Consider the following 18,832-nt stretch of genomic DNA (forward strand, 5'->3'; position numbering starts at 1 on the left):
ACCGGGAAATTGCGACGCTATGTCAGATGCATCCGGATTGCACCTCACCCGCGAGTTCGGCAATCTGTTAGCGTCGTTTCTGGGGCGAGTCGAAAATCAGTTGGGGCATCGGGAATGCAACTCGGTCTGATCGGCTACTACAGCGATTTCGTGGTCTATCCCTTAGTGATCGCCCTCCTGGGCGTGGCCGGGCTGATCGAGGCCGGGGAAGAGAGCGCGCCGGAATGGATCGGCACGATGCTGATCTGTCTCGTTCTGTGGACGTTGATCGAATACGTCCTGCACCGCTTCGTCCTGCATCACGTTCCCTACATCAGGGATCTGCACGACCGTCATCATGTCGAGGAGCGCAGTCCGGTCGGCACACCGACCTGGCTCAGTCTCGGCGTGCATGCGCTGATCGCACTGCCCGTCTGGCTGATCTCGGATTTCGCGACCGCCAGCGCGGTCGGCTGCGGGCTGATGCTGGGCTATCTCTGGTACATCAGTGTCCACCACATGATCCACCACTGGCATCCCGCCCATCCCAGCTATCTCTACACGCTCAAGCGCCGCCACGCGGTGCACCACCATCTCGACGACAATGCCAATTTCGGCGTGACGTCGCTGTTGTGGGATCGGGTTTTCGGCACGGCGCGGCTTTGAGGCTCAGGCAGTAGGGCAGTAGGGCAGTCGTTTCAGCGCCGCTTGCCGCGGCCGGCGGGGGACTTCGCTCCGCGAGGCCCGCTCTGCACTGGCGTGTTGTGCTGGTTTTCTTCGGACAGTTTGCGCCAGCGGGCAAGACGCTCGGGATCGAGCGTCCCGGCCTTGATGGCAGCCTGCACCGCGCAGCCCGGTTCGTGCACATGGGTGCAGTCGCGGAATTTGCACAGCGGTGCCAGCTCGGTGATCTCGGCAAACAGCGTGTCGATGCCGTAGCCGACGTCGCTGACCTGCAGCGTGCGCATGCCCGGCGTGTCGATCACCCAGCCGCCGCCGGCAATGGCATGCAGCGACCGCGCCGTGGTGGTGTGGCGTCCCTTGGCGTCGTGTTCGCGAATGGCGCCGGTCTGCTGCGGCGATTGCTGCGCCGATCCGGCCAGTGTGTTGACCAGCGTCGATTTGCCGACACCCGAAGAACCGATCAGCGCCACCGTCTGCCCCGCGCCACACCAGGCGGCGAGTGCGGTCGCGGCATCCGCTATGCGTGGGTTCAGCGTCACCACGGCCAATCCGCGCTGCAGTGCGGCGGCTTGGCTTTGGTAGGTCTCGGCGTCTTCTGCCGTGTCGGCCTTGGTCAGCAGGATCACCGGTGTCGTTCCGGCCTCGTTGGCCAGCGCCAGATAGCGCTCGAGCCGGGCGATGTTGAAGTCGGCATTGCAGGAGGTGACGATGAACAGCCTGTCGACATTGGCCGCGGCCAGCTGCGGCACCCGGCCGCCCTGGGTGCGGCGCTCCAGCACCGTCTTGCGGGTCAGGCGACGCTTCACAAGCTGATCATGCGGCTCGACCAGCACCCAGTCGCCGACGGCATAGTCGCCGGTGTTGGCCTGCGGCGGCAATGTCAGGTCGGTTTGTCCCGTCTGGGACAGGCCGCTCAGCCGGTCACGATGGACCATGGCGATGCGGGTCGGGATGAGGCTTGCCTCGCTCGGCTCAAGCTGATCGGCGAAGAAATCCGACCAGCCAAGGCTGGCAAGCGAGATTGAGGGGTTCGTCACGGCTTGAACCAAGGGTACGGCGTCGCAGACATCGGACAAGTATCCCTGGCAAACTGAGGTGAGGCGCGCGATAGCCTCTCGGGACGGGCGATCTGCCCGAGCCGCTGTATGGGCGGCATAGCGGGATTTGGCAAGCATTCAAGGTGGCGAACGCCTTCGACCGTTGGAAGATGGAGCGGTTTGGAAGCCAGCGCCCGCCGGGCGCTTCGTCTGTAGCGTGGCGGTTTCGCGCGCTTAGCCTGTTTGTCGTGATCTCATTGAACAGACTGGATGAGCCACAGGAGAGCCAGAAGGTTGGTGAGCGATGTACCGGCCGGGCCGAAGGTTTTCATACGATCATCGATCGTGGTGCCTATGACAGCTTCCCCAGCCTGCACAAGGATCATTGTCCAGGCGATGGCTTCAAGCCATTCCGTCGAACCCGTAAAAAATGGCACGGCACTTGCCACCACCAAAGCCGCGCTGCGTGCGCAGGCGTACAATGCCACCGTCCGGGCGCTGCCGGTTCCATTCATCACGGCGGCCACGGAGAAACCGAGGCTGACAATTGCGCTGAGAGCTGTGACCAACGCGCAAACGATAAAGGGTGCGAACATCGGATTCCATGGCCTGTGGCGACTACACCTTACTTGAATAGCCAGTGTGCGGAGATCAAGATTTCTCACGGGCTGCCGCCCCTCGGTTACCATGCTGGCGCGGTCATATTCAGGAGACCAATGGCGCCAGGCGCGCTCACAGCTCCTTTTCCGCCAATTCCCTGAATTCGTCGGGCACGGAGCGCGCCGCTTCCAGCGCCACCGTGCCGTAGCCGACCGCCTGTTTGCCGAAGCGTTCGCGGATCTTATCGATGGCGCGGTCGGCGCCGAAGCGGGCGAGGCCTTTTTGGCTGCCGGGGCGGCGCTTCTCGTCGGCGAGGCCGAGCGGCAGGTCGAGTTGCAGCTCGGCGCTCTCCTCCAGATGCGAAACGGAGATCGCCAGCAGCGAGATCGTCTTTTCGCGCGGATGGTCGGCGAGTACGCCGCGCACCAGGTCCTGCGCGATTTCGGCCAGCATGGTGGTCGCAGAGATCGGCTGGTCCAGCGTGATCGAGCGGGTGACGGCGCTGAGATCGGCAAAGCGCACCCGCACCGTCACCGTGCGGCCGGGCCGCGCCTTGGCGCGCAGACGGCTGGCGACACGGTCGGCCAGATGTAGCAGCGTCGGCACGATCACTTGCGCCACGGCGGGCTTTTGGCCTAGCGCCGATTGTGCTCCGGCCGAGTGTGCGCGGCGCTTGGTCTCCAGTTTCCTCGGGTCGCGGTTCCACGACAGGGCGGCGAGCTTTTCGCCGGCGGCGGGACCAAGCAGCCTGGTCAGCGCGCCGCTATGCGTCCTCGCCAGCTCGCCGATGGTCTCGACGCCGATCTCGGCCAGCCGCGCTTTGGTTGCCGGGCCGACGCCCCACATCAGCCCGACCGGCAAATCGTGCAGGAAGGCAAGCTCGGTTCCGGGATCGACGACCACCAGCCCGTCTGGCTTGGCGACCTGCGAGGCGATCTTCGCCAGATGCTTGGTGCGCGCCACGCCGATCGAGATCGGCAGGCCGAGCTCGGCCCGCACGCGGCGGCGGATCGCCGTGGCGATCTCTTGCGGGGAGCCGAACAGATGCGTGCAGCCGGCGACATCGGCGAAGGCCTCGTCGATGGAAATGCGCTCGACCACCGGCGTGAAATCATCGAGCACCTTGATCGCTGCATCGCCCAGCCGCTGGTAGTGGCTGAAATTGCCGCCGACGAAGATCAGCTGCGGGCAAAGCTCGCGCGCCTTGCGCCCCGGCATGCCGCCACGCACGCCAAAGGCGCGTGCTTCATAGGAGGCGGCGAGCACCACGCCGCCGCCGACGGCGATCGGCTTGCCGCGCAGCGACGGGTCGAGCAACTGCTCGACCGAGGCGTAGAAGGCATCGAGATCGGCATGCAGGATGGTGGCTGTCGTTTCCATCCCGACCGCTCATCCGCAGTTGCTGATAGATGCGAACAGATAGAGAACAAAAGGTGATTGTTGTCAAGGGAAACCGTTTACTCATACCCCCGTCCGTGAGCCGAGGCATGGAAATTTCCCTTCTCCCCTTGTGGGAGAAGGTGTCGCCGAAGGCGACGGATGAGGGTGTTCCAGGGAACGCCAAGGTCTCACTCCGCTGGAACACTCCTAGTCCGTCTCGGCGCTGCGCGCCGATCCACCTTCCCCCACAAGGGGGGAAGGGAAGGCCGCGCTACCGCCTAAACAATATGTTCCGCCCGCAGCGCCGCCTTCATCCGTTCCAGTGCCGGCTCGCCGCCGGCCGCCAGTTCGTCGGCGATGCGGGCGAGCTTGTCATCCGCCTTGCGGTGGTTGCTGCCCCAGGCGCCGAGCGTGGCCAGCACCGGCAAGAGGTCGATGCCGGCCTCGGTCAGCCGGTAGATCGCCTTCAGCCCGTGGGTCGGGTCGTCGCTGCGGGTGAGGATGCCTTCGTCCTGCAGCGTCTGCAGGCGCTCGGCCAGCGTGCGCGAGGAGATGCCTTCGTCGGACTGCAGGAATTCGCGAAAGTGCTTTTTCCCGGCGAAGATCAGGTCGCGGATGATGAGCAGCGTCCAGCGGTCGCCGAGCAGTTCCAGCGACAGGTTGATCGGGCAGCCGGATCTTTCGCGCGTCGACATCTCTATGGTTCCATTTTTAAATCACTTTACTATTGACATCATTGGCTGCATCCGTCAAATGGTTCCAAAAGTAAATCGTTTTCCGGCATGACGGCTGGGTTTCTCGGAGGAGGACGACATGAACCAGCAAGCGATCGAGAACGATGCCGCCATCACGCCGCGAACCATCGTGGTTGTCGGCGCCACCAACGAGGTCGGCGCGGAAGTCGCTTCCGTGCTGGCAGGGCAGGGTCACGCGGTGCGCGGCGTGGCGCGCAGCCTGGGCGTTGTGCTCGACAATGCCGATGCGTTGAAGGCTGCCTTCTCCGGCGCCGACAGCGCCTATGTGATGATCCCGTTCGACGTCGCCGCGCCGGATCTCCATCGGTTCGAGGAAGAGGTCGGCGAGCGGCTGGCAACGGCGATCGCGCATTCAGGCGTGCGCCGCGTCGTGCTGCTCAGCGGCCTCAACGCCCATCTCAGGATGGGAACTTCGCTCGGTGCCGCGTTGATGGAGGAACGGCTGGAAGTGCTCGGGCTCGATGAGCTGGTATTCCTGCGCGCCTCGTTCTTCATGGAGAACTTTGCCAAAGGCATGGGCTTTGTCCAGCAAGCCGCTTCCGGCGTCTTCGCCACGCCGTTCCGCGGCGATCTGCCGATGCCGCTGATTGCCGCCGGCGATGTCGGGCAGCGTGCCGCCGCTTTGCTGGGCGCTGCCCGGTTCCCCACCGAGCGGGTCATCGAACTGCATGGCGGCGGCTACTACACGTTCGAACGGGCCACTGCGATCCTTGGCAAGGCGATCGGCAGGCAAGTGGCCTATCATGCCGCATCCCCCGCCGATGCCCGCGCCAGCATGGTCGCCAATGGCCTGTCGGAGAGCTTCGCCGATGCGCTGGGCGAAACGGCGGCGAGCTTCAACAAGGGCGAGCGCTGGGCGCTGGAGGCGCCATCAGCGCGCAACGCCACGCCGACCAGTTTCGAGAACTGGGCGCAAGCCTTCGCCCGCTCGCAAAGCGCGGCATAAGCCTTTCCGCATAGAATCCGAAAACGAGGCGAACCCCATGAAAAAGCTCATTCTTCAGATGCAGATGTCGATCGACGGCTTTGTCGGTGCCAATGCGGATCTGCCGTGGCAGCTCTGGGAATGGGGCGACGACATCAGCTGGGACGAGGAGTTGAAACAGGATTTCAACACCGTCTTCGCCGGCATCGATACCATTCTGCTCAGCCGCAAGATGGCCGAAGAGGGCTATCTCACCCATTGGAGCAAGGCGGCGCAGAAGTTTCCACGCGATCCGTTCTACGCCTTCGCCCAGCGCATCGTGGAGGCACAGAAAGTGGTGCTGAGCGACAAGCTCAAGGCCTCGCGCTGGGAGCGCACGAAGGTGGTGAGCGGCGACCTGCCGCGCGAGGTCGCCGCGCTGAAGGCAGGTGAGGGTGCTGGTATTGCCGTGTTTGGCGGCGCCGGCTTTGCCTCGGCGCTGATCGCGGCCGGGGTGGTCGACGAGTTCCAGCTGTTCATCAACCCAGCGGTGCTGGGCGCTGGCCGCCGCATCTTCGACCAGGGTGGTTTTGCCAAGCTGCTTCTGCTCGGCTCGAAGGCCTATGCCTGCGGCATGGTGGTCAACCGCTACGCGCCGGCGGGGTAATTGCAGATGGCGCCAAAAAACCTGTTTGGGCTGAATCCTTTGCTCTCGCCTGTTCGTCTTCTAGGTGCGGTTGCCGGTGTGGCCGCCGAAGCAATCCCAGACGGAGAGACAAGACGATGATCCTGGTGACGGGCGCAACGGGCCTGAACGGCAAGGTGATCGTGCGCGAGTTCGCGCGGCAGAAGCATGAGGTGAGGGCGCTGGTTCGCGATGCGGACCGGGCATCGATGGCAGGGCTCGGCGGCCTTGCCGGCGTCGAACTGGTCGAGGGCGACATGCGCCGGGCGCAAACGCTTGGCGCCGCGCTCGACGGTATCGACCGCGTGCTGATGATTTCGACCGCCGCTGAAGACATGACGGAAACGCAATGCCGTTTCATCGATGCCTGCAAGCAGGCCGGCATCGCGCATGTGGTGAAGTTTTCCGGTGCCGAATCCAACATCGGCTATGACGCGACGAAGTTTCGCTTCACGCGCATGCATGAGGAGATCGAGCGCTATCTCGAAACTGCTGGAGTGGCGTGGACGCATCTGCGCCCCAGCCAGTTCATGCAGGTCTATCTGCGCGACGCGCCGACCATTGCCGCGGAAGGCGCCTTCTATCTCGCGCTTGCCAGCACCGAACTGTCGCCGGTCGATGTCGAGGACATCGCCAAGGTGGTCTTCCGGCTGCTGCGCGATGGTGGGCACGAAAGCGAGAGCCTCGACATGACCGGGCCAGAGGCGCTGACCATGAGCGACATCGCGGCGCGTATATCGCAAGCGATCGGCAAGCCGGTTCGTTATGTCGATGTCAGCCCCGAAGTGCGGCGGAAAAATCTGCTCGCCGCCGGCATTCCGCCCGGTTTCGCCGACGCGCTGGACGAGCAACTGGCCGAGCGGCTGCGGCGGCCGAAATCGCGGGTGCATCTGGCGACGCACGAGATGTTCGGCGTCAAGCCAACGCCGTTCGTCGAGTTCGCCCGGCGCCATGCGGCGATGTTCGGCGGCGCGGCCTGAGCCACGATCCCGCGAAAAAAACGCGCAGCAGCGTATCCTTTTTGTCCGCCCGTCCGTCCTTGGCTTTGGAAGGTCGCGCAGTCGCGATCCGCAACCCCGGGAGACTATCATGGTGAGCATTGAGAGCGAGGCGAACAGGAACCACTATGCGGCGATCGTCGCCAAGGCCGGCAAGTTCAACAGTCCGCAGGCGATGACCGACTTCAACGACACCAGCTGGACGGCGCTGACCGGCGAACCCGGCGGCGTCGACTATATCGAGGTCGATGCCGGCGGTGTTCCGGCGCTATGGGTCGTGCCCAAGGGCGCCGATGAGGAGCGGGCACTGTTTTACGCGCATGGCGGCGGCTTTCTCGGTGGTTCGATCTACACGCACCGCAAGCTGGTCGGCCATCTGGCCAAGGCCGTCGGCTGCCGGGCATTGGTCTATAACTATCCGCTGGCGCACCAGGCGAAGCACCCGGCACAGCTCGATGCGGCGATGGCCGCCTGGAACTGGCTCGTCGACCAAGGGTTCGACACCGGGCAGATCGCGATTGCCGGCGATTCCTGCGGCGCGATGCTCACCTATGGCGTGCTGCAGCGGCTGCGTGCCCAGGGCCGGCCGCTGCCGGCCGCCACGCTGATCATCTCCGGCTGGTTCGACATGGCGCTGACCGGCGCCAGTTATGAGACCAACCGCGAGAAGGATCCAGCCTTCGCGAAGGAGGGCGTCGACTGGCTGGTGACCAATTTTATCGGTGACCGCAACCGGCTCGATCCGGAGGTCAGCGCGCTCTACGCCGACCTCTCCGGCTTTCCGCCTGTGTTCCTGCAGGCCGGCGCCGACGAAACGCTGGTCGACGAAAGCCGCATGTTCGCCGAGCGCGCGCGGCAGGCTGGGGTCGAGGTGCGGCTCGACGTCTTCGATGGCATGCTGCACTCGTTCCAGATGATGGCCGGCCGGGCGCCGGAAGCCGATGACGCGATCGGCCGCTTCGCCGCCTGGCTGCGGCCGAAGCTTGGCCTGCCGGATGCTGGCGACAATGTCGCCGGCGACAGAGCGGCCTGACCATGGGCCGGCTTGTGGATGCGCGACGCTTGCGCGATGCTGCGGTGACGCCGAGCGACGTGCCGCGATGAACCAGCAGATCCGCAAATCCCGTGAGACGAGGCAAGGCTTTGAGCCGCGCCTCGATCCCGAAGGCCTGTTCGACCTGCGCTACAGGGCGTTCCTGGAGACGGTCTCGCATTTGCGCGTCCGTCTGCACCGCTATTGCGCGCGTATGACCGGCTCGGCTCTCGACGGCGAGGACATCATGCAGGAGGCGCTGTTCGAGGCCTATCGCAAGATCGGGCTGCTCGACGATGCGCAGGCGCTGCGGCCATGGCTGTTCCGCATCGCTCATAACAGGTGCATCGACTTTATCCGCAACCGTCGCACGCGGCTCAAGGCCGAAGCAGGCTATGCCAGCGATGAGATCGTGCTGCCGGTCGAGCCCGCCGGCGCCGGCCGTGCCATCGAGCGGCTGGTGGTGCACCTGCCGCCCAAGGAGCGCGCCTGCGTGCTGCTCAAGGATGTCTTCGACCATTCGCTGGACGAGATCGCCGACCTGGTCGGTTCAACATCGGGCGGCGTCAAGTCGGCGCTCAATCGTGGCCGCGCCAAGCTCGCCGCTCTGCCGGCGCAACCGGTCGCGGCGCCCGTGCACGACGCGGACCTGGAGCGGCTGCTCGGCCGCTATGTCGAACTCTTCAATGCCAGGGATTGGGACGGGGTGCGGGCGCTGACCAGCGCCGATGCCCGGCTGCGGGTTTCGGACTGCTACAATGGCTTGCTCTCCGGCTCGCCCTATTTCGTCGAATATGAGCAAGGCGAGCCCTGGCGCATGCGGCCAGACGTGGTCGAAGGGGAGGACGTGCTTGTCGTCGACAGGCTGCATGGCGAGGCCTGGCGGCCGGCCTATCTCGTGCGGGTCCATGCCGAGGGCGGCGTCATCGACCGCATTGCCGATTATTATGCGTGCCCCTGGATACTGGAGATGGTGGCCGCCGATGGATGACCGGCGGCGTCCTATTTCACCAAGTTCGCGGTCGCCAGAATAATATCGGCCATTTCGCGCGGTTATTTGGCGAGGAAATCGGTGATGAGCTTGACCGTGGCGTCCGGGTTTTCCTCCATGATCCAATGGCCGGATGCGGGCACGATGGCGCCCGTCACGTCCACCGCGACGAAGCGCAGTATATCGGCCTCGGTCGTGCCTGCCGATTTCTCCGCGCCGACTGCCAGCACCGGCATTGGCAGTTTGCCGCCGGTGGCAAGCATCGCCTGGTTGTCGATGGCGTCCTGGTCAAATGCCTTGAACTGTTCGAAGGCGTCATGCATGGCGTGCGGCCGCGCATAGAGTTTTGCGTAATGGACCCGCGTCGCCTCGTCGATCTTCTTCGGATCGGCCGACAGTTCGTTGTAAAAGCGGTCGAGGTAGATGCGCTCGCGGCCCGCGACCAGCCGCTCCATATCGGGGCCGCGGAAGTTGAAGTGCCAGAGCAACGGGCTTTGCTTGATCTTGTCCCAGTCGCCTATGCCCGGCAGCGGTGCGTCGATGACGACCCATTTCGTGATGCGCTTAGGATATTGCGCGGCCAGCGCATAGCCGACCATGTTGCCGATGTCGTGCGTCACCAGGTCGGCCTTGTCGATCTTCAGCGCGTCCATGACGCCGGCGATGTCGGCCGCCTGGTTCTTCTTGGTGTAGCCGCCGTCCGGATGCGCGGAAAGGCCCATGCCGCGCAGATCCGGCACAATCACCGTGTGATCCTTCATCAGCTTTATCGCGGCTGGCGCCCACATGTCGCCGGTATCGGCGAAGCCGTGCAGCAGCACGACAGCGGGCCCTTGTCCGCCGACGCGCACATAAAGCTTGGTACCATTGGTCTCGATCGACTGCGTCTTGAAGCCCGTCGGAAACGGGGTCACGCGCGCAAAGGCCGGAGCGGCGAGTGACAGCAGACCAAGCACGATGACCAAAGAACGAAACATGATGCGCTACCCCGAGCTTTTATTCTGCCGCCGCCATATCGCGGTCTTTTCGACTATGGCACCATGCCCTTGATTTCGTCAGGCACCGGTCGCCTGATTGTGAATTCGGGAAAACCGAACAATGCTGAAGCTTGAATCCGCCGCCGCGTTTGTCGCCGTCGCGGAATCCGGTTCGATCACCGAAGCGGCCAGGCGCATGAGCCTGTCCAAGTCCGTCATCAGCGAGCGGCTGTCGGATCTTGAGCGCAGCCTCGGCGCAAGGCTGCTGGACCGCACCACCCGCAAACTCTCCATCACCGAAGCGGGGCGCGGTTTTTACGAGCGCGCCAAGCGCATCATGCAGGAGGTGACCGACGCCCGCGCCGAAATCGCCGAACATCGCGGCGACCTCGCTGGATCGCTCAGGATCTCGGCGCCGACCAGTTTCGGCATCCTCCACCTCGGCCCGGCGCTGTATGGTTTCCTGGCCAGGCATCCGGGGATCCAACTGACGCTTGATGTCGACGACCGTTTCGTCAGCGTGGTGGCCGATGGCTACGATGCCATTGTGCGCCACGGGCCGGTCGTCGATGACGGACCTATCATCGTCAGGAAGCTGGCTTCCAGCCGCCGCTTCCTCGTGGCCTCACCGGACTATATCGAGCGCTTCGGATTGCCCGCGACCACCGACGACCTGAAACGCCACAAGGGCATCATCTATTCCATCCGGGGTGCCGCCGACTGGCGGTTCAAGATTTCGCGGCGGCTGGTGACGATCCGCCCGGAAACCGCGCTGCGCGTCAACAATGGGATTCTGATGCGCGACGCAGCACTTGCCGGTCTCGGCCTGGCGCTGCTGCCCGCTTACTTCATCCGGACCGAGATCGCCGACAAGCGATTGACGGTCGTCGATGTCGGTGCCGAGCCTGAAGGGGCAACCCTCTATATCGCCTGTCCCGAGGACAGGCGCGGATCGGCCAAACTGCGCGCGCTCACCGCATGGCTACGCGATGCCTTTGGCAATCCGCCCTATTGGGAGGCGTGAGCCGGCGCTTACTTCGCATCATGAAAAATAATGCCGACCGTGTGGCGCATGCCTGACCGCAGGCGGCTGACACCGTGGCGCAAATTGACGCGGTAGTTGCCCTTGGTTCCCTGCACCGGCCGGTTGTGGACGGCGAAGGCCACGGCGTCGCCCTGGCGCAGCGGCACCACTTCCACCCGGCTCTGCATGCGCGGCCGCTGCTCGGTCAAGGCGAATTCGCCGCCGGTGAAATCCTCGCCTGGTTCGGAGAGCAGGACCGCCACCTGCAGCGGAAAGGCAAGGTCGCCATAAAGGTCCTGGTGCAGGCAGTTGAAGTCGCCGGGCACATATTGCAGCAAAAGCGGCGTCGGCCTGACCTGGCCGGCGCCATGGCACTGGTCGAGGAATTCGGCATGCGTCGCGGGATAGCGCAGGGCGATCCCCATGCGCTCGTTCCAGCGGTTGGCGACCTCGGCCAGCCGGGGATAAAGCGCGCTACGCAAGCCGCCGATGAGGTCGGGCAAGGGATAGCGGAAATAGCGGTACTCGCCCTTGCCGAAGCCGTGCCTGGCCATGTGGATGTGGCTGCGGAAATGTTTTTCCTCGGGGTAGAGGCCGGCGATCTGCCGGCACTCCTGCGGTGAGAGCAGCTTTTTCATCACCGCACAGCCGAAACCGTCGAGTTCGGTGGTCAGCGCCGACCAGTCGTAAGCGGCGATGCGTGTCTCGGCGGCTTCCACCACCGATGCGGCAACCCTGGCATGGGCGTTCATATCGCCGCCTCCTTGTCCAGCAAGGCGCGCTTGCGCTCGATGCCCCAGCGGTAGCCAGACAGCGTGCCGTCGGCACGGACCACGCGATGGCAGGGAATGCCGAGGGCGATGGCGTTGGCGGCACAGGCGGTTGCCACGGCGCGGGCGCCGTTCGGTTGGCCAAGTTGCCGGGCAAGCGCGGTGTAGGTGATGGTGGCGCCGCAAGGGATGGCGCGCAGGGCGTCCCACACACGCTGCTGGAACGGCGTACCGTGGCGCATGTCGAGCGGCAGGTCGAGGCCGGCGCCGGGCATTTCGATGAAGCGCGCGATTGCGGCGAGATCGCCGCGCAGCCCGTTTTTGTCTTCGAGCAGTATCCTGCCGGGGAAGCGGTCGGCGAGGTCCTGCTCCAGCGTGTCGGTGTCCGAGCCGATCAGGATGGCGCAGACGCCGATATCGCTGTGCGCCGCCAGGATCTTGCCGATCGCGGATTCGCCGATGGCGTAGGTGATGATGTCGAGGGCGTTGTGCGCCGTCGTCATTTGAGTTTGCATGAGGTTCATTGCCTTCACTCCTTCTGTGTGCCTGAACCCTAGCCGCGTGCCGGTTGGCGCTCACTCCGGTGCTTGCTTTCAAATTCAAATCGTCGCTTCCGAGAATGAAGGACGCCAAGGTAAGCGCCGAGTGTGCCTATGCGACACGCGTGACGGATACCTCGCCGAGGATGAACACCTCGCCCGACAACAGCCGCAGCTCAACCTCGCCACTCGCAGTGCGGCTCCACTCGGCCTTGCCATCATCGACCAGTTCGCCGATGGCGGCCAGGACCTGTGACTTCGCGTCGATGGCAACACCGTTGGCGATCTGGCTGTTCGCACCGGCTGTGGGAGACCTTGCCATCGTGCGCATCGCCGGTCGTCAGGCCCCCGAAGACCGGGCCGCCCTGTCGGCGGCCTTCGCCGCTCCGCCCGCCTCGCGGTCGAGCAGCGCGCGCTTGCGCTCGGCGCCCCAGGCATAGCCGGACAGGGCGCCATCCTTCCTGATCACGCGGTGGCAAGGGATGGCGACGGCAAGATTGTTGGCGGCGCAGGCGGCGGCGATGGCGCGGGTTGCCTTCGGCGCGCCGATGCGCTCAGCGATCCCGGCATAGGAAACCGTGCTGCCGACCGGGATGTCCTGCAAGGCCTGCCAGACGCGTTGCTGGAAGGCGGTGCCGCGCACGTCGAGCGGCAGGTCGAGACCGAGCCGTGGAGCCTCGACGAAGCCGACGACGCCGGCGACCAGCGCCTCGTAGTCGCGGTCGCCGCCGATCAGCCTCGCCCTGGGGAAACGGTCCTGCAGATCGCGCACCAGGGCATCCGGGTCATCGCCGAGCAGGATCGAGGCGACGCCCTTTGGCTCGACGCGACCAGTATGGCGCCGAGCGAGGATTCGCCGACGGCGAAGCGGATGTCCTCGTTGGCGCCGCCAGCGCGGTAGCGCGTCGGCGTCATGCCGAGCATGCCGGTCGACTTCTCGTAGAAACGCCCGCTCGAATTGAAGCCGGCATCGTAGATCGCCGTTGTCACGCTGGCGCCGTCCTCGAGACCCTGGCGGACCCGGGCGGCGCGGTGCGCGGCGGCATAGTCCTTCGGCGTCAGCCCGGTGATCGCCTTGAAAACGCGGTGGAAATAGCCAGCGCTGCGGCTAGCGGCATCAGCCAGTTCCGCGAGCGAAGGTTCCTCCTCGCTGTGCTCGATCCTGCGGCAGGCATCGGCGACCATCGCGACATTGCCGGCGTCCAGCGAGGGACCATCCGGGTTGCAGCGCCGGCAGGCGCGAAAGCCGGTCGCCTTTGCCTGAGCCAGCGTGTCGTGCAGTTGCACATTTCCGGGGTTGGCGCGCCGCGACGGGCAGGAGGGCCGGCAATAGACGCCGGTCGTCGCCACCGAATACCAGAATTGCCCGTCCGCCGACTTGTCGCGCGCGACGACGCGCGCCCAACGCGGGTCGTCGGTGACCGGCAACGGCATGGGTTTCAGATCTCTGGCCAGGGTGACGAACATGGCCGCATTGAAGCCGAGCAAACCCGGGCTCGCCACCCGTTTCCTGCCAAGGGCTCTCGGCTCTCCTACGCCGCGCGTTTGGGCTCCACCGCGAACGGGCTCAACCCGAGCCAGGTCTGCATCTTTTTGCCGATCGCGTGGTCGCCGGTCAGGGCGACCTTCGCGCCGGCCTTCTCGACGGTGAGCAATCCCATCCAGATCGCCGTCATCGTGTGCAGGTCTGTCGAGACGTAGAGGTCGACATCGAAGCCCGGATCGTACCAGCACAGATCGACCTCGCCATGCTTCTCGACGATCAGCCACCACGACCGTTTGGACGCTGGGAGATCCTGATACAGGAATTGTATCACCGTGCGTCCCTCGGGTAGCGGCGAGGGGTTCAAATTGCGCCGCATGTCCCACATCAGCAACGACGGATCGAGGTTCTTGAGCGACAGCCGGGACTCGACCCATTTCTGCCCCCAGAAACCCATCGCCTCGACGACGGGACGTAAATCGCGGCCGGCCTCGGTCAGCCGGTAATCGAAGATCCCCTTCTCTCCCTGGATCTCCTTGCGCTCGACGATCCCCGCCAACTCGAGCTCCTTCAGCCGTTGCGACAGAAGGGTTGGCGACATCTTTGGCACGCCGCGGCGCAAATCGTTGAAGCGGGTCGAGCCCGCCACCAGTTCGCGCATTAGCACCATCGTCCAGCGGGTGCACAGCACCTCGGCTGCCATCGATAGCGGGCAGAACTGCTTGTATCCGTGCTGGGTCATGATCGGTGTTCCTCCCTCGAAGCTGGGATGAACATTAGCCCTTCATGATTGAAGCGACGAGTACAGAAACTGTATCGGCCCGGTACAGATCGCGGACTGGTTGGCGAGGGCCTGCCATGCGAGCCCTTTGGCCGGTGCACGGGATACCCCTGTGTGCCGCAACCAGGAGACTACCCATGACCGCTTACGTTATCGCAGACATCAAGATGAAGGACCCGAAATGGGTGCCGGCCTATGCCGCCTCGGTGCACGACATCGTCCACAAGCATGGCGGCAAATATCTGTCGCGCAGCGGCAATGTGAAGACACTTGAGGGCAAGCCGCTCGACACCACGCTGATCGCCTTGATGGCATTCCCGTCTGAAGCGGCGGCGCGCGCCTTCACCAACGATCCGGCCTACGCGCCCTTCGTTTCGGCGCGCCAGGGTGGCAGTGACAGCCGCTTCCAACTGATCGACGACACCGATCTGGCGGGAACGATCCCGTATCTGCCGAAGGGATGATCCTTCCCGGCAGTCGCCGCATCGAATTCGGGATCGCCAAGCAACAACAGTCACGGCGCTTGCCTGCCGGGCCTCCGTATTTTCGGCGGCCGGCCAGCCGTGCTTTCTCAAGAAGAATGGAATGGATATGACATCAAATCTTCGCAACAGGCTCGTCATGGCGGGGGCCATGCTGGCCGTCTGCACCAGCTTCGCATGGGCGCATCAGGAAGCGGCCGAAGCCGCATCCGGCCCCAACCCGCTGGCCGACAAGGTACGGGCCGCGAACAGCCGGTTTCTCGACGTCAAGGCGGCGACAGCCGGGGGCTATGCGCCCATTCCCTGCGCCAGCGGCATCACCGGCGGCGCCATGGGCATCCACTACGTCAACGGCCCGTATCTGAAGGACGACAAGATCGACATCGCCCGTCCTGAAGCCGTGATGTACGAGCCGATGGCCGACGGCCGGCTTAAGCTGGTGGCGGTCGAGTACATCACCTCGAAGGGTCCGGCGTCGCTTGACGGGCAGCTGTTCAACTTCAACAGCGCGCCCAACCGCTATGGCCTGGGTGAATTCTACGAACTGCACGTCTGGGCCTGGAAGGGCAACCCGGCCGGCACCTTCGCCGACATGAATCCGAAAGTGTCATGTGAACACGCGATGGCGCCGAGCCAGTAAGCAATGAGGCCAGGCGGCGTTTATGCTGCCTGGCCCGAAAAGATCGGTCCGCGTGACCGCCTCAGGCGGTCTTGATCAGGCCGAGCTGGGTCAGCGCCGAGACGCCGTCGTCGAGGCCGATCTCCTCGACGATCCGGCCGTCGATTACCTTCAGCACGGTGGTGCCGGTGAAGCGCATGGTGCGGCTGGTGGCGGCGGGCAGGGAGCCGGCGAGGAAATCGCCGAAGGCCGGGCCGGTATGCGTGCCACCGCCCTCCCATTGGCCGACGACATAATCGCCCTCGGCGATGAGATCGGCCGTGGCCCAGAAGTTGAGATCCGGGAAGGCGGTGCGGAAATCGGTCATGAAGGCCTTGATGTCGTCACGGCCCCGGCGCGGCTCATGCAAGGAGTATCTGAGCAGCATGTCGGGTGCTGCGATGTCGTCGACCACCGACAGATCGCAGGTTTCACCCCAGAAGTCGGTGAACCATCTGACGACGACGGCCTTGTTGTCTTCTTGCTTGGTCATTGGGAGGTCCTTTTGTGTTAGGGGGGCATCGGTGTCGCCGATGACCTGAGCTATCCCTAGGACGATCCGGCGCGCGCAAAACTCCGGTTCTTGCCGGCCAATCGAAAGACCCGTGCCGCGAACATTGGCGGGCGAAGAGGCGTATGGTCGCGTGCGGTAACTGTTTCTTCGCTGGTTTTGCGGCAGATTGCCCGCGGGGTGGGGGTCGGCGAAGACAGAAGATGGCGCGTCAGGACGAGAAAAGTCGCAACGGAGAGTTTTGGGCGCTGGCGCTCGAACGCGCTCATCTCGGCGTCTGGGACTGGGATATTGCAAACGGCAGCTGCTTCTATTCGCCGACATGGTGGCGCATGCTCGGCTATGAGGAGGGGGAGCTTGCCGACACGGCCGATCTCTGGCTGCAACTGACGCATCCCGACGACCGTGAGCGGGCGCTGGCCAGCGGCGACGCCCACATTGCCGGCCTGACCCCGTCGATCGAGACCGAACTCAGGCTGAAGCACAAGCAGGGCCACTGGGTGTGGGTGCTCGATCGCGGCGGCATCGTCGAGCGCGACACGTCCGGAAAGCCGGTCAGGCTGATGGGCGTGCAGACCGACATTTCCAAGCAGAAGGCGGCCGAGGTCGAACTCGAAAAGGTCAATGTGCGCTTCCGGCTGGCGCTCGCCGCCAGCGGTACCGGCATCTGGCACCACGACATCGCCACCAGCACGAGCTATTGGGACGCCCGCACCAGGGACATATTCGGCCTCGTCGCCGACACCGACGAGGTGACGGCCGACCTCTGGCATACTTTCCTGCACCCCGACGACAAAGAAGCCACCGAGCGCGCGCACCAGCCGGCACCCGGCTCGGACGCAGTCACCGCCTCGCAATACCGTATCATCAAGCGCGATGGCGAGATCCGCCATGTCGAATCGCTGGTGCGCTTCATTGCCTCTGCGGGCGCCGCTGGCCAGGTCCTCGGCACGGTGCGCGACATCACCGAGGACAAGCTGCGTGAGCAGGATCTTGCCTATGCGGCCCGTCACGATGCGCTGACCGGCCTGTGGAACCGCTCCGCCTTCGACCGGCTGCTCACCGACCATATCGCGGCGGGTGTGCCGCTGGCGGTGTTCTATGTCGATCTCGACTACTTCAAGGCGCTTAACGACTTTGCCGGCCACGCCGCCGGCGACCTGGCGCTGAAGAGCGTTGCCGCCGGCATTCGCGCCTGCCTGCCGCCATCGGCGCATGCAGCGCGGCTGGGCGGCGACGAATTCGCGCTGCTGGTGCCGCATTGTGACGCCTCGCAGGCCGAGCGGATTGCCACAGCCGTGCTTGGCGCGGTGCGTGAGGCCGATCTCGGCCCAGCCACGTCATCGCGCAAGCTGGCGGCCTCGATCGGCATCGCCTTCATCGACGACGCCAACACCACGGTGGCCGACGCGCTGGCCTGCGCCGACGATGCCTGCTACGCGGCCAAGGCTGCCGGGCGCAACCGCTTCGCGGTGTTTTCCGCGACGGTGGAATCGGGGTCGGGTGGGCTTAACGCCGCGCGCATTGCTGCCGACACGGTCGACGCCATGGAAGACGGACGGCTAAAGCTGTTCGGCCAGGAAATCCATCTGCTGGGCAAGCCCTGGCAAGAGAGCCGCCATGTCGAAGTGCTGGCCAGGCTCACGGCGCGCAACGGCCGGCTGGTACCGCCCTGCGAATTCATTCCGGTGGCCGAGCGGTTCGGCATTGCCGCCAGGCTCGATCGCTGGATCATCCGCACGGCGCTGTCGCGGCATGGCACGGCGTTGCGCTCAGGCGCGCTGACGCTCGGCTTCAACCTGTCGGCGCAGACGCTGAGCGATCCCGGGCTGTGGGACTTCGTCGACAGCATCATAGAACAAACCGGGGCGCCGCATTCCGGCATCGGTTTCGAGATCACCGAAACCGCCGCCGTCACCAATTTCGACGCCGCCGAGACGTTCGTGCGCAAGGCGCGCGAGCGGCGCTGCAAGGTCAGCCTCGACGATTTCGGCGCCGGCATGAGCTCGTTCGAATATCTCAGGCGTTTTCCCGTCGATGCCATCAAGATCGACGGCTCCTTCATCGAGCACATCGCCGAGAGCCGCTTCGACCGCGAAATCGTCTCGGCCATATCAGGCATTGCCCGCAGCCTCGGCTGCGCGGTTGTGGCCGAGAAGATTGAGGAACCGGAGACGCTCGGCATCCTGCAGGCGATGGGCGTCGATTTCGGCCAGGGTTTTCTGCTGCACCGGCCGGAACCGCTGGAACAGATCGTGGCGCGGGCGACTGGTCCCGCAAGCCGAGTCCGCAAGGCATCCTGATCAGCCAGTTTGCCGTACCGTTTGATGCGGAAATTCCAGCACCCCGGTCTCGGGCCGCCTGTGCTGTGCTTCCGCCACCGTCTCGATCAGCAGGTCGAGGGCCTCGCATGTCAAGCGGCTCGTCTCGTCATTGCCGCGCAGATAGTGATAGGCGCGTTCGAGATGGATACGGGCGGCTGAAAAGTCGCTGGTCAATGGTCCCTCCATGATCCCGCCCTAATGTATCTTGGCCGGCCCAGCGGAACGCGGGGTAAATAT

The 18,832-nt window shown here is 64.7% G+C and carries 21 protein-coding genes and 1 pseudogene; 10 read left to right on the top strand and 12 right to left on the bottom strand.

Annotated features, from left to right (window positions below; translation table 11 throughout):
- Positions 1 to 114: 114 nt before the first annotated feature.
- A complete protein-coding gene (locus AC56QX_RS17375) occupies positions 115 to 645 on the top strand; it encodes a sterol desaturase family protein (protein WP_497109601.1) in 531 nt (176 codons plus the stop codon).
- A gap of 32 nt (positions 646 to 677) precedes the next feature.
- Here the strand turns inward: AC56QX_RS17375 and rsgA are convergent, their stop codons facing one another.
- The 4 genes from rsgA to AC56QX_RS17395 form a co-directional block, all read right to left on the bottom strand.
- A complete protein-coding gene (gene rsgA, locus AC56QX_RS17380) occupies positions 678 to 1,712 on the bottom strand; it encodes a ribosome small subunit-dependent GTPase A (RefSeq protein WP_497117792.1) in 1,035 nt (344 codons plus the stop codon).
- Positions 1,713 to 1,954: 242 nt separating this feature from the next.
- Positions 1,955 to 2,296 (bottom strand): hypothetical protein, encoded by a 342-nt coding sequence (locus AC56QX_RS17385; RefSeq protein WP_497109602.1) that lies wholly within the window; start codon positions 2,294 to 2,296, stop codon positions 1,955 to 1,957.
- Positions 2,297 to 2,432: 136 nt separating this feature from the next.
- Complete coding sequence (gene dinB, locus AC56QX_RS17390; RefSeq protein WP_497109603.1) at positions 2,433 to 3,680, bottom strand: DNA polymerase IV; 1,248 nt, start codon at positions 3,678 to 3,680, stop codon at positions 2,433 to 2,435.
- Between the two features lie 278 nt (positions 3,681 to 3,958).
- On the bottom strand, positions 3,959 to 4,375 hold the full coding sequence (locus tag AC56QX_RS17395) for a winged helix-turn-helix transcriptional regulator (protein WP_497109604.1): 417 nt from the start codon (positions 4,373 to 4,375) through the stop codon (positions 3,959 to 3,961).
- A gap of 118 nt (positions 4,376 to 4,493) precedes the next feature.
- On the opposite strand from AC56QX_RS17395, the gene AC56QX_RS17400 reads away from it, so the two are divergent.
- The 5 genes from AC56QX_RS17400 (at position 4,494) to AC56QX_RS17420 (ending at position 9,046) form a co-directional block, all read left to right on the top strand.
- Complete coding sequence (locus AC56QX_RS17400; protein WP_497109605.1) at positions 4,494 to 5,381, top strand: NmrA family NAD(P)-binding protein; 888 nt, start codon at positions 4,494 to 4,496, stop codon at positions 5,379 to 5,381.
- A 37-nt stretch (positions 5,382 to 5,418) separates the two neighbouring features.
- Positions 5,419 to 6,006, top strand: a complete 588-nt coding sequence (locus AC56QX_RS17405) for a dihydrofolate reductase family protein (protein ID WP_497109606.1) — start codon at positions 5,419 to 5,421, stop codon at positions 6,004 to 6,006.
- Between the two features lie 116 nt (positions 6,007 to 6,122).
- Positions 6,123 to 7,004, top strand: a complete 882-nt coding sequence (locus tag AC56QX_RS17410) for an SDR family oxidoreductase (RefSeq protein WP_497109607.1) — start codon at positions 6,123 to 6,125, stop codon at positions 7,002 to 7,004.
- 109 nt (positions 7,005 to 7,113) lie between these two features.
- Complete coding sequence (locus AC56QX_RS17415) at positions 7,114 to 8,055, top strand: alpha/beta hydrolase (RefSeq protein WP_497109609.1); 942 nt, start codon at positions 7,114 to 7,116, stop codon at positions 8,053 to 8,055.
- Between the two features lie 67 nt (positions 8,056 to 8,122).
- Positions 8,123 to 9,046 carry a sigma-70 family RNA polymerase sigma factor gene (locus AC56QX_RS17420; protein WP_497109610.1) on the top strand — a complete coding sequence of 308 codons (924 nt, stop codon included), beginning with the start codon at positions 8,123 to 8,125 and terminating at the stop codon, positions 9,044 to 9,046.
- 62 nt (positions 9,047 to 9,108) lie between these two features.
- On the opposite strand, the gene AC56QX_RS17425 is transcribed toward AC56QX_RS17420, so the two are convergent.
- A complete protein-coding gene (locus AC56QX_RS17425; protein ID WP_497109611.1) occupies positions 9,109 to 10,023 on the bottom strand; it encodes an alpha/beta fold hydrolase in 915 nt (304 codons plus the stop codon).
- A 121-nt stretch (positions 10,024 to 10,144) separates the two neighbouring features.
- Between AC56QX_RS17425 and AC56QX_RS17430 the strand changes: the two genes are divergently transcribed.
- On the top strand, positions 10,145 to 11,047 hold the full coding sequence (locus AC56QX_RS17430) for a LysR family transcriptional regulator (protein ID WP_497109612.1): 903 nt from the start codon (positions 10,145 to 10,147) through the stop codon (positions 11,045 to 11,047).
- 8 nt (positions 11,048 to 11,055) lie between these two features.
- Here AC56QX_RS17430 and AC56QX_RS17435 read toward each other — a convergent pair whose 3' ends face one another.
- The 5 genes and pseudogenes from AC56QX_RS17435 to AC56QX_RS17455 form a co-directional block, all read right to left on the bottom strand.
- Positions 11,056 to 11,799 carry a 2OG-Fe(II) oxygenase gene (locus AC56QX_RS17435; protein ID WP_497109614.1) on the bottom strand — a complete coding sequence of 248 codons (744 nt, stop codon included), beginning with the start codon at positions 11,797 to 11,799 and terminating at the stop codon, positions 11,056 to 11,058.
- Positions 11,796 to 12,341, bottom strand: a complete 546-nt coding sequence (locus tag AC56QX_RS17440; RefSeq protein ID WP_497109616.1) for a methylated-DNA--[protein]-cysteine S-methyltransferase — start codon at positions 12,339 to 12,341, stop codon at positions 11,796 to 11,798. Before AC56QX_RS17440 ends, AC56QX_RS17435 begins: the two co-directional genes overlap by 4 nt.
- A gap of 127 nt (positions 12,342 to 12,468) precedes the next feature.
- On the bottom strand, positions 12,469 to 12,678 hold the full coding sequence (locus tag AC56QX_RS17445) for a hypothetical protein (protein WP_497109618.1): 210 nt from the start codon (positions 12,676 to 12,678) through the stop codon (positions 12,469 to 12,471).
- Between the two features lie 18 nt (positions 12,679 to 12,696).
- Positions 12,697 to 13,823: pseudogene (gene ada, locus AC56QX_RS17450) on the bottom strand (bifunctional DNA-binding transcriptional regulator/O6-methylguanine-DNA methyltransferase Ada).
- Positions 13,824 to 13,888: 65 nt separating this feature from the next.
- Positions 13,889 to 14,581, bottom strand: a complete 693-nt coding sequence (locus tag AC56QX_RS17455; protein ID WP_497109619.1) for a winged helix-turn-helix transcriptional regulator — start codon at positions 14,579 to 14,581, stop codon at positions 13,889 to 13,891.
- A 176-nt stretch (positions 14,582 to 14,757) separates the two neighbouring features.
- On the opposite strand from AC56QX_RS17455, the gene AC56QX_RS17460 reads away from it, so the two are divergent.
- Positions 14,758 to 15,084, top strand: coding sequence for a DUF1330 domain-containing protein (locus AC56QX_RS17460; protein WP_044550660.1), 327 nt, complete (start codon positions 14,758 to 14,760; stop codon positions 15,082 to 15,084).
- Positions 15,085 to 15,205: 121 nt separating this feature from the next.
- The gene (locus AC56QX_RS17465) at positions 15,206 to 15,742 is read left to right on the top strand and encodes a hypothetical protein (protein WP_497109620.1); all 537 of its coding nucleotides are present in this window, start codon (positions 15,206 to 15,208) and stop codon (positions 15,740 to 15,742) included.
- A 61-nt stretch (positions 15,743 to 15,803) separates the two neighbouring features.
- On the opposite strand, the gene AC56QX_RS17470 is transcribed toward AC56QX_RS17465, so the two are convergent.
- Entirely contained in the window at positions 15,804 to 16,253 is a 450-nt protein-coding gene (locus tag AC56QX_RS17470) for an ester cyclase (RefSeq protein ID WP_497109621.1), read from the bottom strand.
- Between the two features lie 221 nt (positions 16,254 to 16,474).
- Here AC56QX_RS17470 and AC56QX_RS17475 point away from each other — a divergent pair, with 221 nt between their 5' ends.
- On the top strand, positions 16,475 to 18,574 hold the full coding sequence (locus AC56QX_RS17475) for an EAL domain-containing protein (protein ID WP_497109622.1): 2,100 nt from the start codon (positions 16,475 to 16,477) through the stop codon (positions 18,572 to 18,574).
- Here AC56QX_RS17475 and AC56QX_RS17480 read toward each other — a convergent pair whose 3' ends face one another.
- Positions 18,575 to 18,769 carry a hypothetical protein gene (locus AC56QX_RS17480; protein WP_497109624.1) on the bottom strand — a complete coding sequence of 65 codons (195 nt, stop codon included), beginning with the start codon at positions 18,767 to 18,769 and terminating at the stop codon, positions 18,575 to 18,577.
- Positions 18,770 to 18,832: the final 63 nt, after the last annotated feature.

It is taken from the genome of Mesorhizobium sp. RCAM 06353, from assembly GCF_059683585.1.

Coding starts and splice junctions, on each gene's coding strand:
- AC56QX_RS17395 (WP_497109604.1), bottom strand. CDS start 4,375: ATGTCGACGCGCGAAAGATCCGGCTGCCCGATCAACCTGTCGCTGGAA.
- AC56QX_RS17405 (WP_497109606.1), top strand. CDS start 5,419: ATGAAAAAGCTCATTCTTCAGATGCAGATGTCGATCGACGGCTTTGTC.
- AC56QX_RS17440 (WP_497109616.1), bottom strand. CDS start 12,341: ATGAACCTCATGCAAACTCAAATGACGACGGCGCACAACGCCCTCGAC.
- AC56QX_RS17375 (WP_497109601.1), top strand. CDS start 115: ATGCAACTCGGTCTGATCGGCTACTACAGCGATTTCGTGGTCTATCCC.
- AC56QX_RS17455 (WP_497109619.1), bottom strand. CDS start 14,581: ATGACCCAGCACGGATACAAGCAGTTCTGCCCGCTATCGATGGCAGCC.
- AC56QX_RS17435 (WP_497109614.1), bottom strand. CDS start 11,799: ATGAACGCCCATGCCAGGGTTGCCGCATCGGTGGTGGAAGCCGCCGAG.
- AC56QX_RS17445 (WP_497109618.1), bottom strand. CDS start 12,678: ATGGCAAGGTCTCCCACAGCCGGTGCGAACAGCCAGATCGCCAACGGT.
- AC56QX_RS17430 (WP_497109612.1), top strand. CDS start 10,145: ATGCTGAAGCTTGAATCCGCCGCCGCGTTTGTCGCCGTCGCGGAATCC.
- AC56QX_RS17400 (WP_497109605.1), top strand. CDS start 4,494: ATGAACCAGCAAGCGATCGAGAACGATGCCGCCATCACGCCGCGAACC.
- AC56QX_RS17425 (WP_497109611.1), bottom strand. CDS start 10,023: ATGTTTCGTTCTTTGGTCATCGTGCTTGGTCTGCTGTCACTCGCCGCT.
- dinB (WP_497109603.1), bottom strand. CDS start 3,680: ATGGAAACGACAGCCACCATCCTGCATGCCGATCTCGATGCCTTCTAC.
- AC56QX_RS17410 (WP_497109607.1), top strand. CDS start 6,123: ATGATCCTGGTGACGGGCGCAACGGGCCTGAACGGCAAGGTGATCGTG.
- AC56QX_RS17415 (WP_497109609.1), top strand. CDS start 7,114: ATGGTGAGCATTGAGAGCGAGGCGAACAGGAACCACTATGCGGCGATC.
- AC56QX_RS17465 (WP_497109620.1), top strand. CDS start 15,206: ATGGATATGACATCAAATCTTCGCAACAGGCTCGTCATGGCGGGGGCC.
- AC56QX_RS17475 (WP_497109622.1), top strand. CDS start 16,475: ATGGCGCGTCAGGACGAGAAAAGTCGCAACGGAGAGTTTTGGGCGCTG.
- AC56QX_RS17470 (WP_497109621.1), bottom strand. CDS start 16,253: ATGACCAAGCAAGAAGACAACAAGGCCGTCGTCGTCAGATGGTTCACC.
- AC56QX_RS17420 (WP_497109610.1), top strand. CDS start 8,123: ATGAACCAGCAGATCCGCAAATCCCGTGAGACGAGGCAAGGCTTTGAG.
- AC56QX_RS17460 (WP_044550660.1), top strand. CDS start 14,758: ATGACCGCTTACGTTATCGCAGACATCAAGATGAAGGACCCGAAATGG.
- AC56QX_RS17385 (WP_497109602.1), bottom strand. CDS start 2,296: ATGTTCGCACCCTTTATCGTTTGCGCGTTGGTCACAGCTCTCAGCGCA.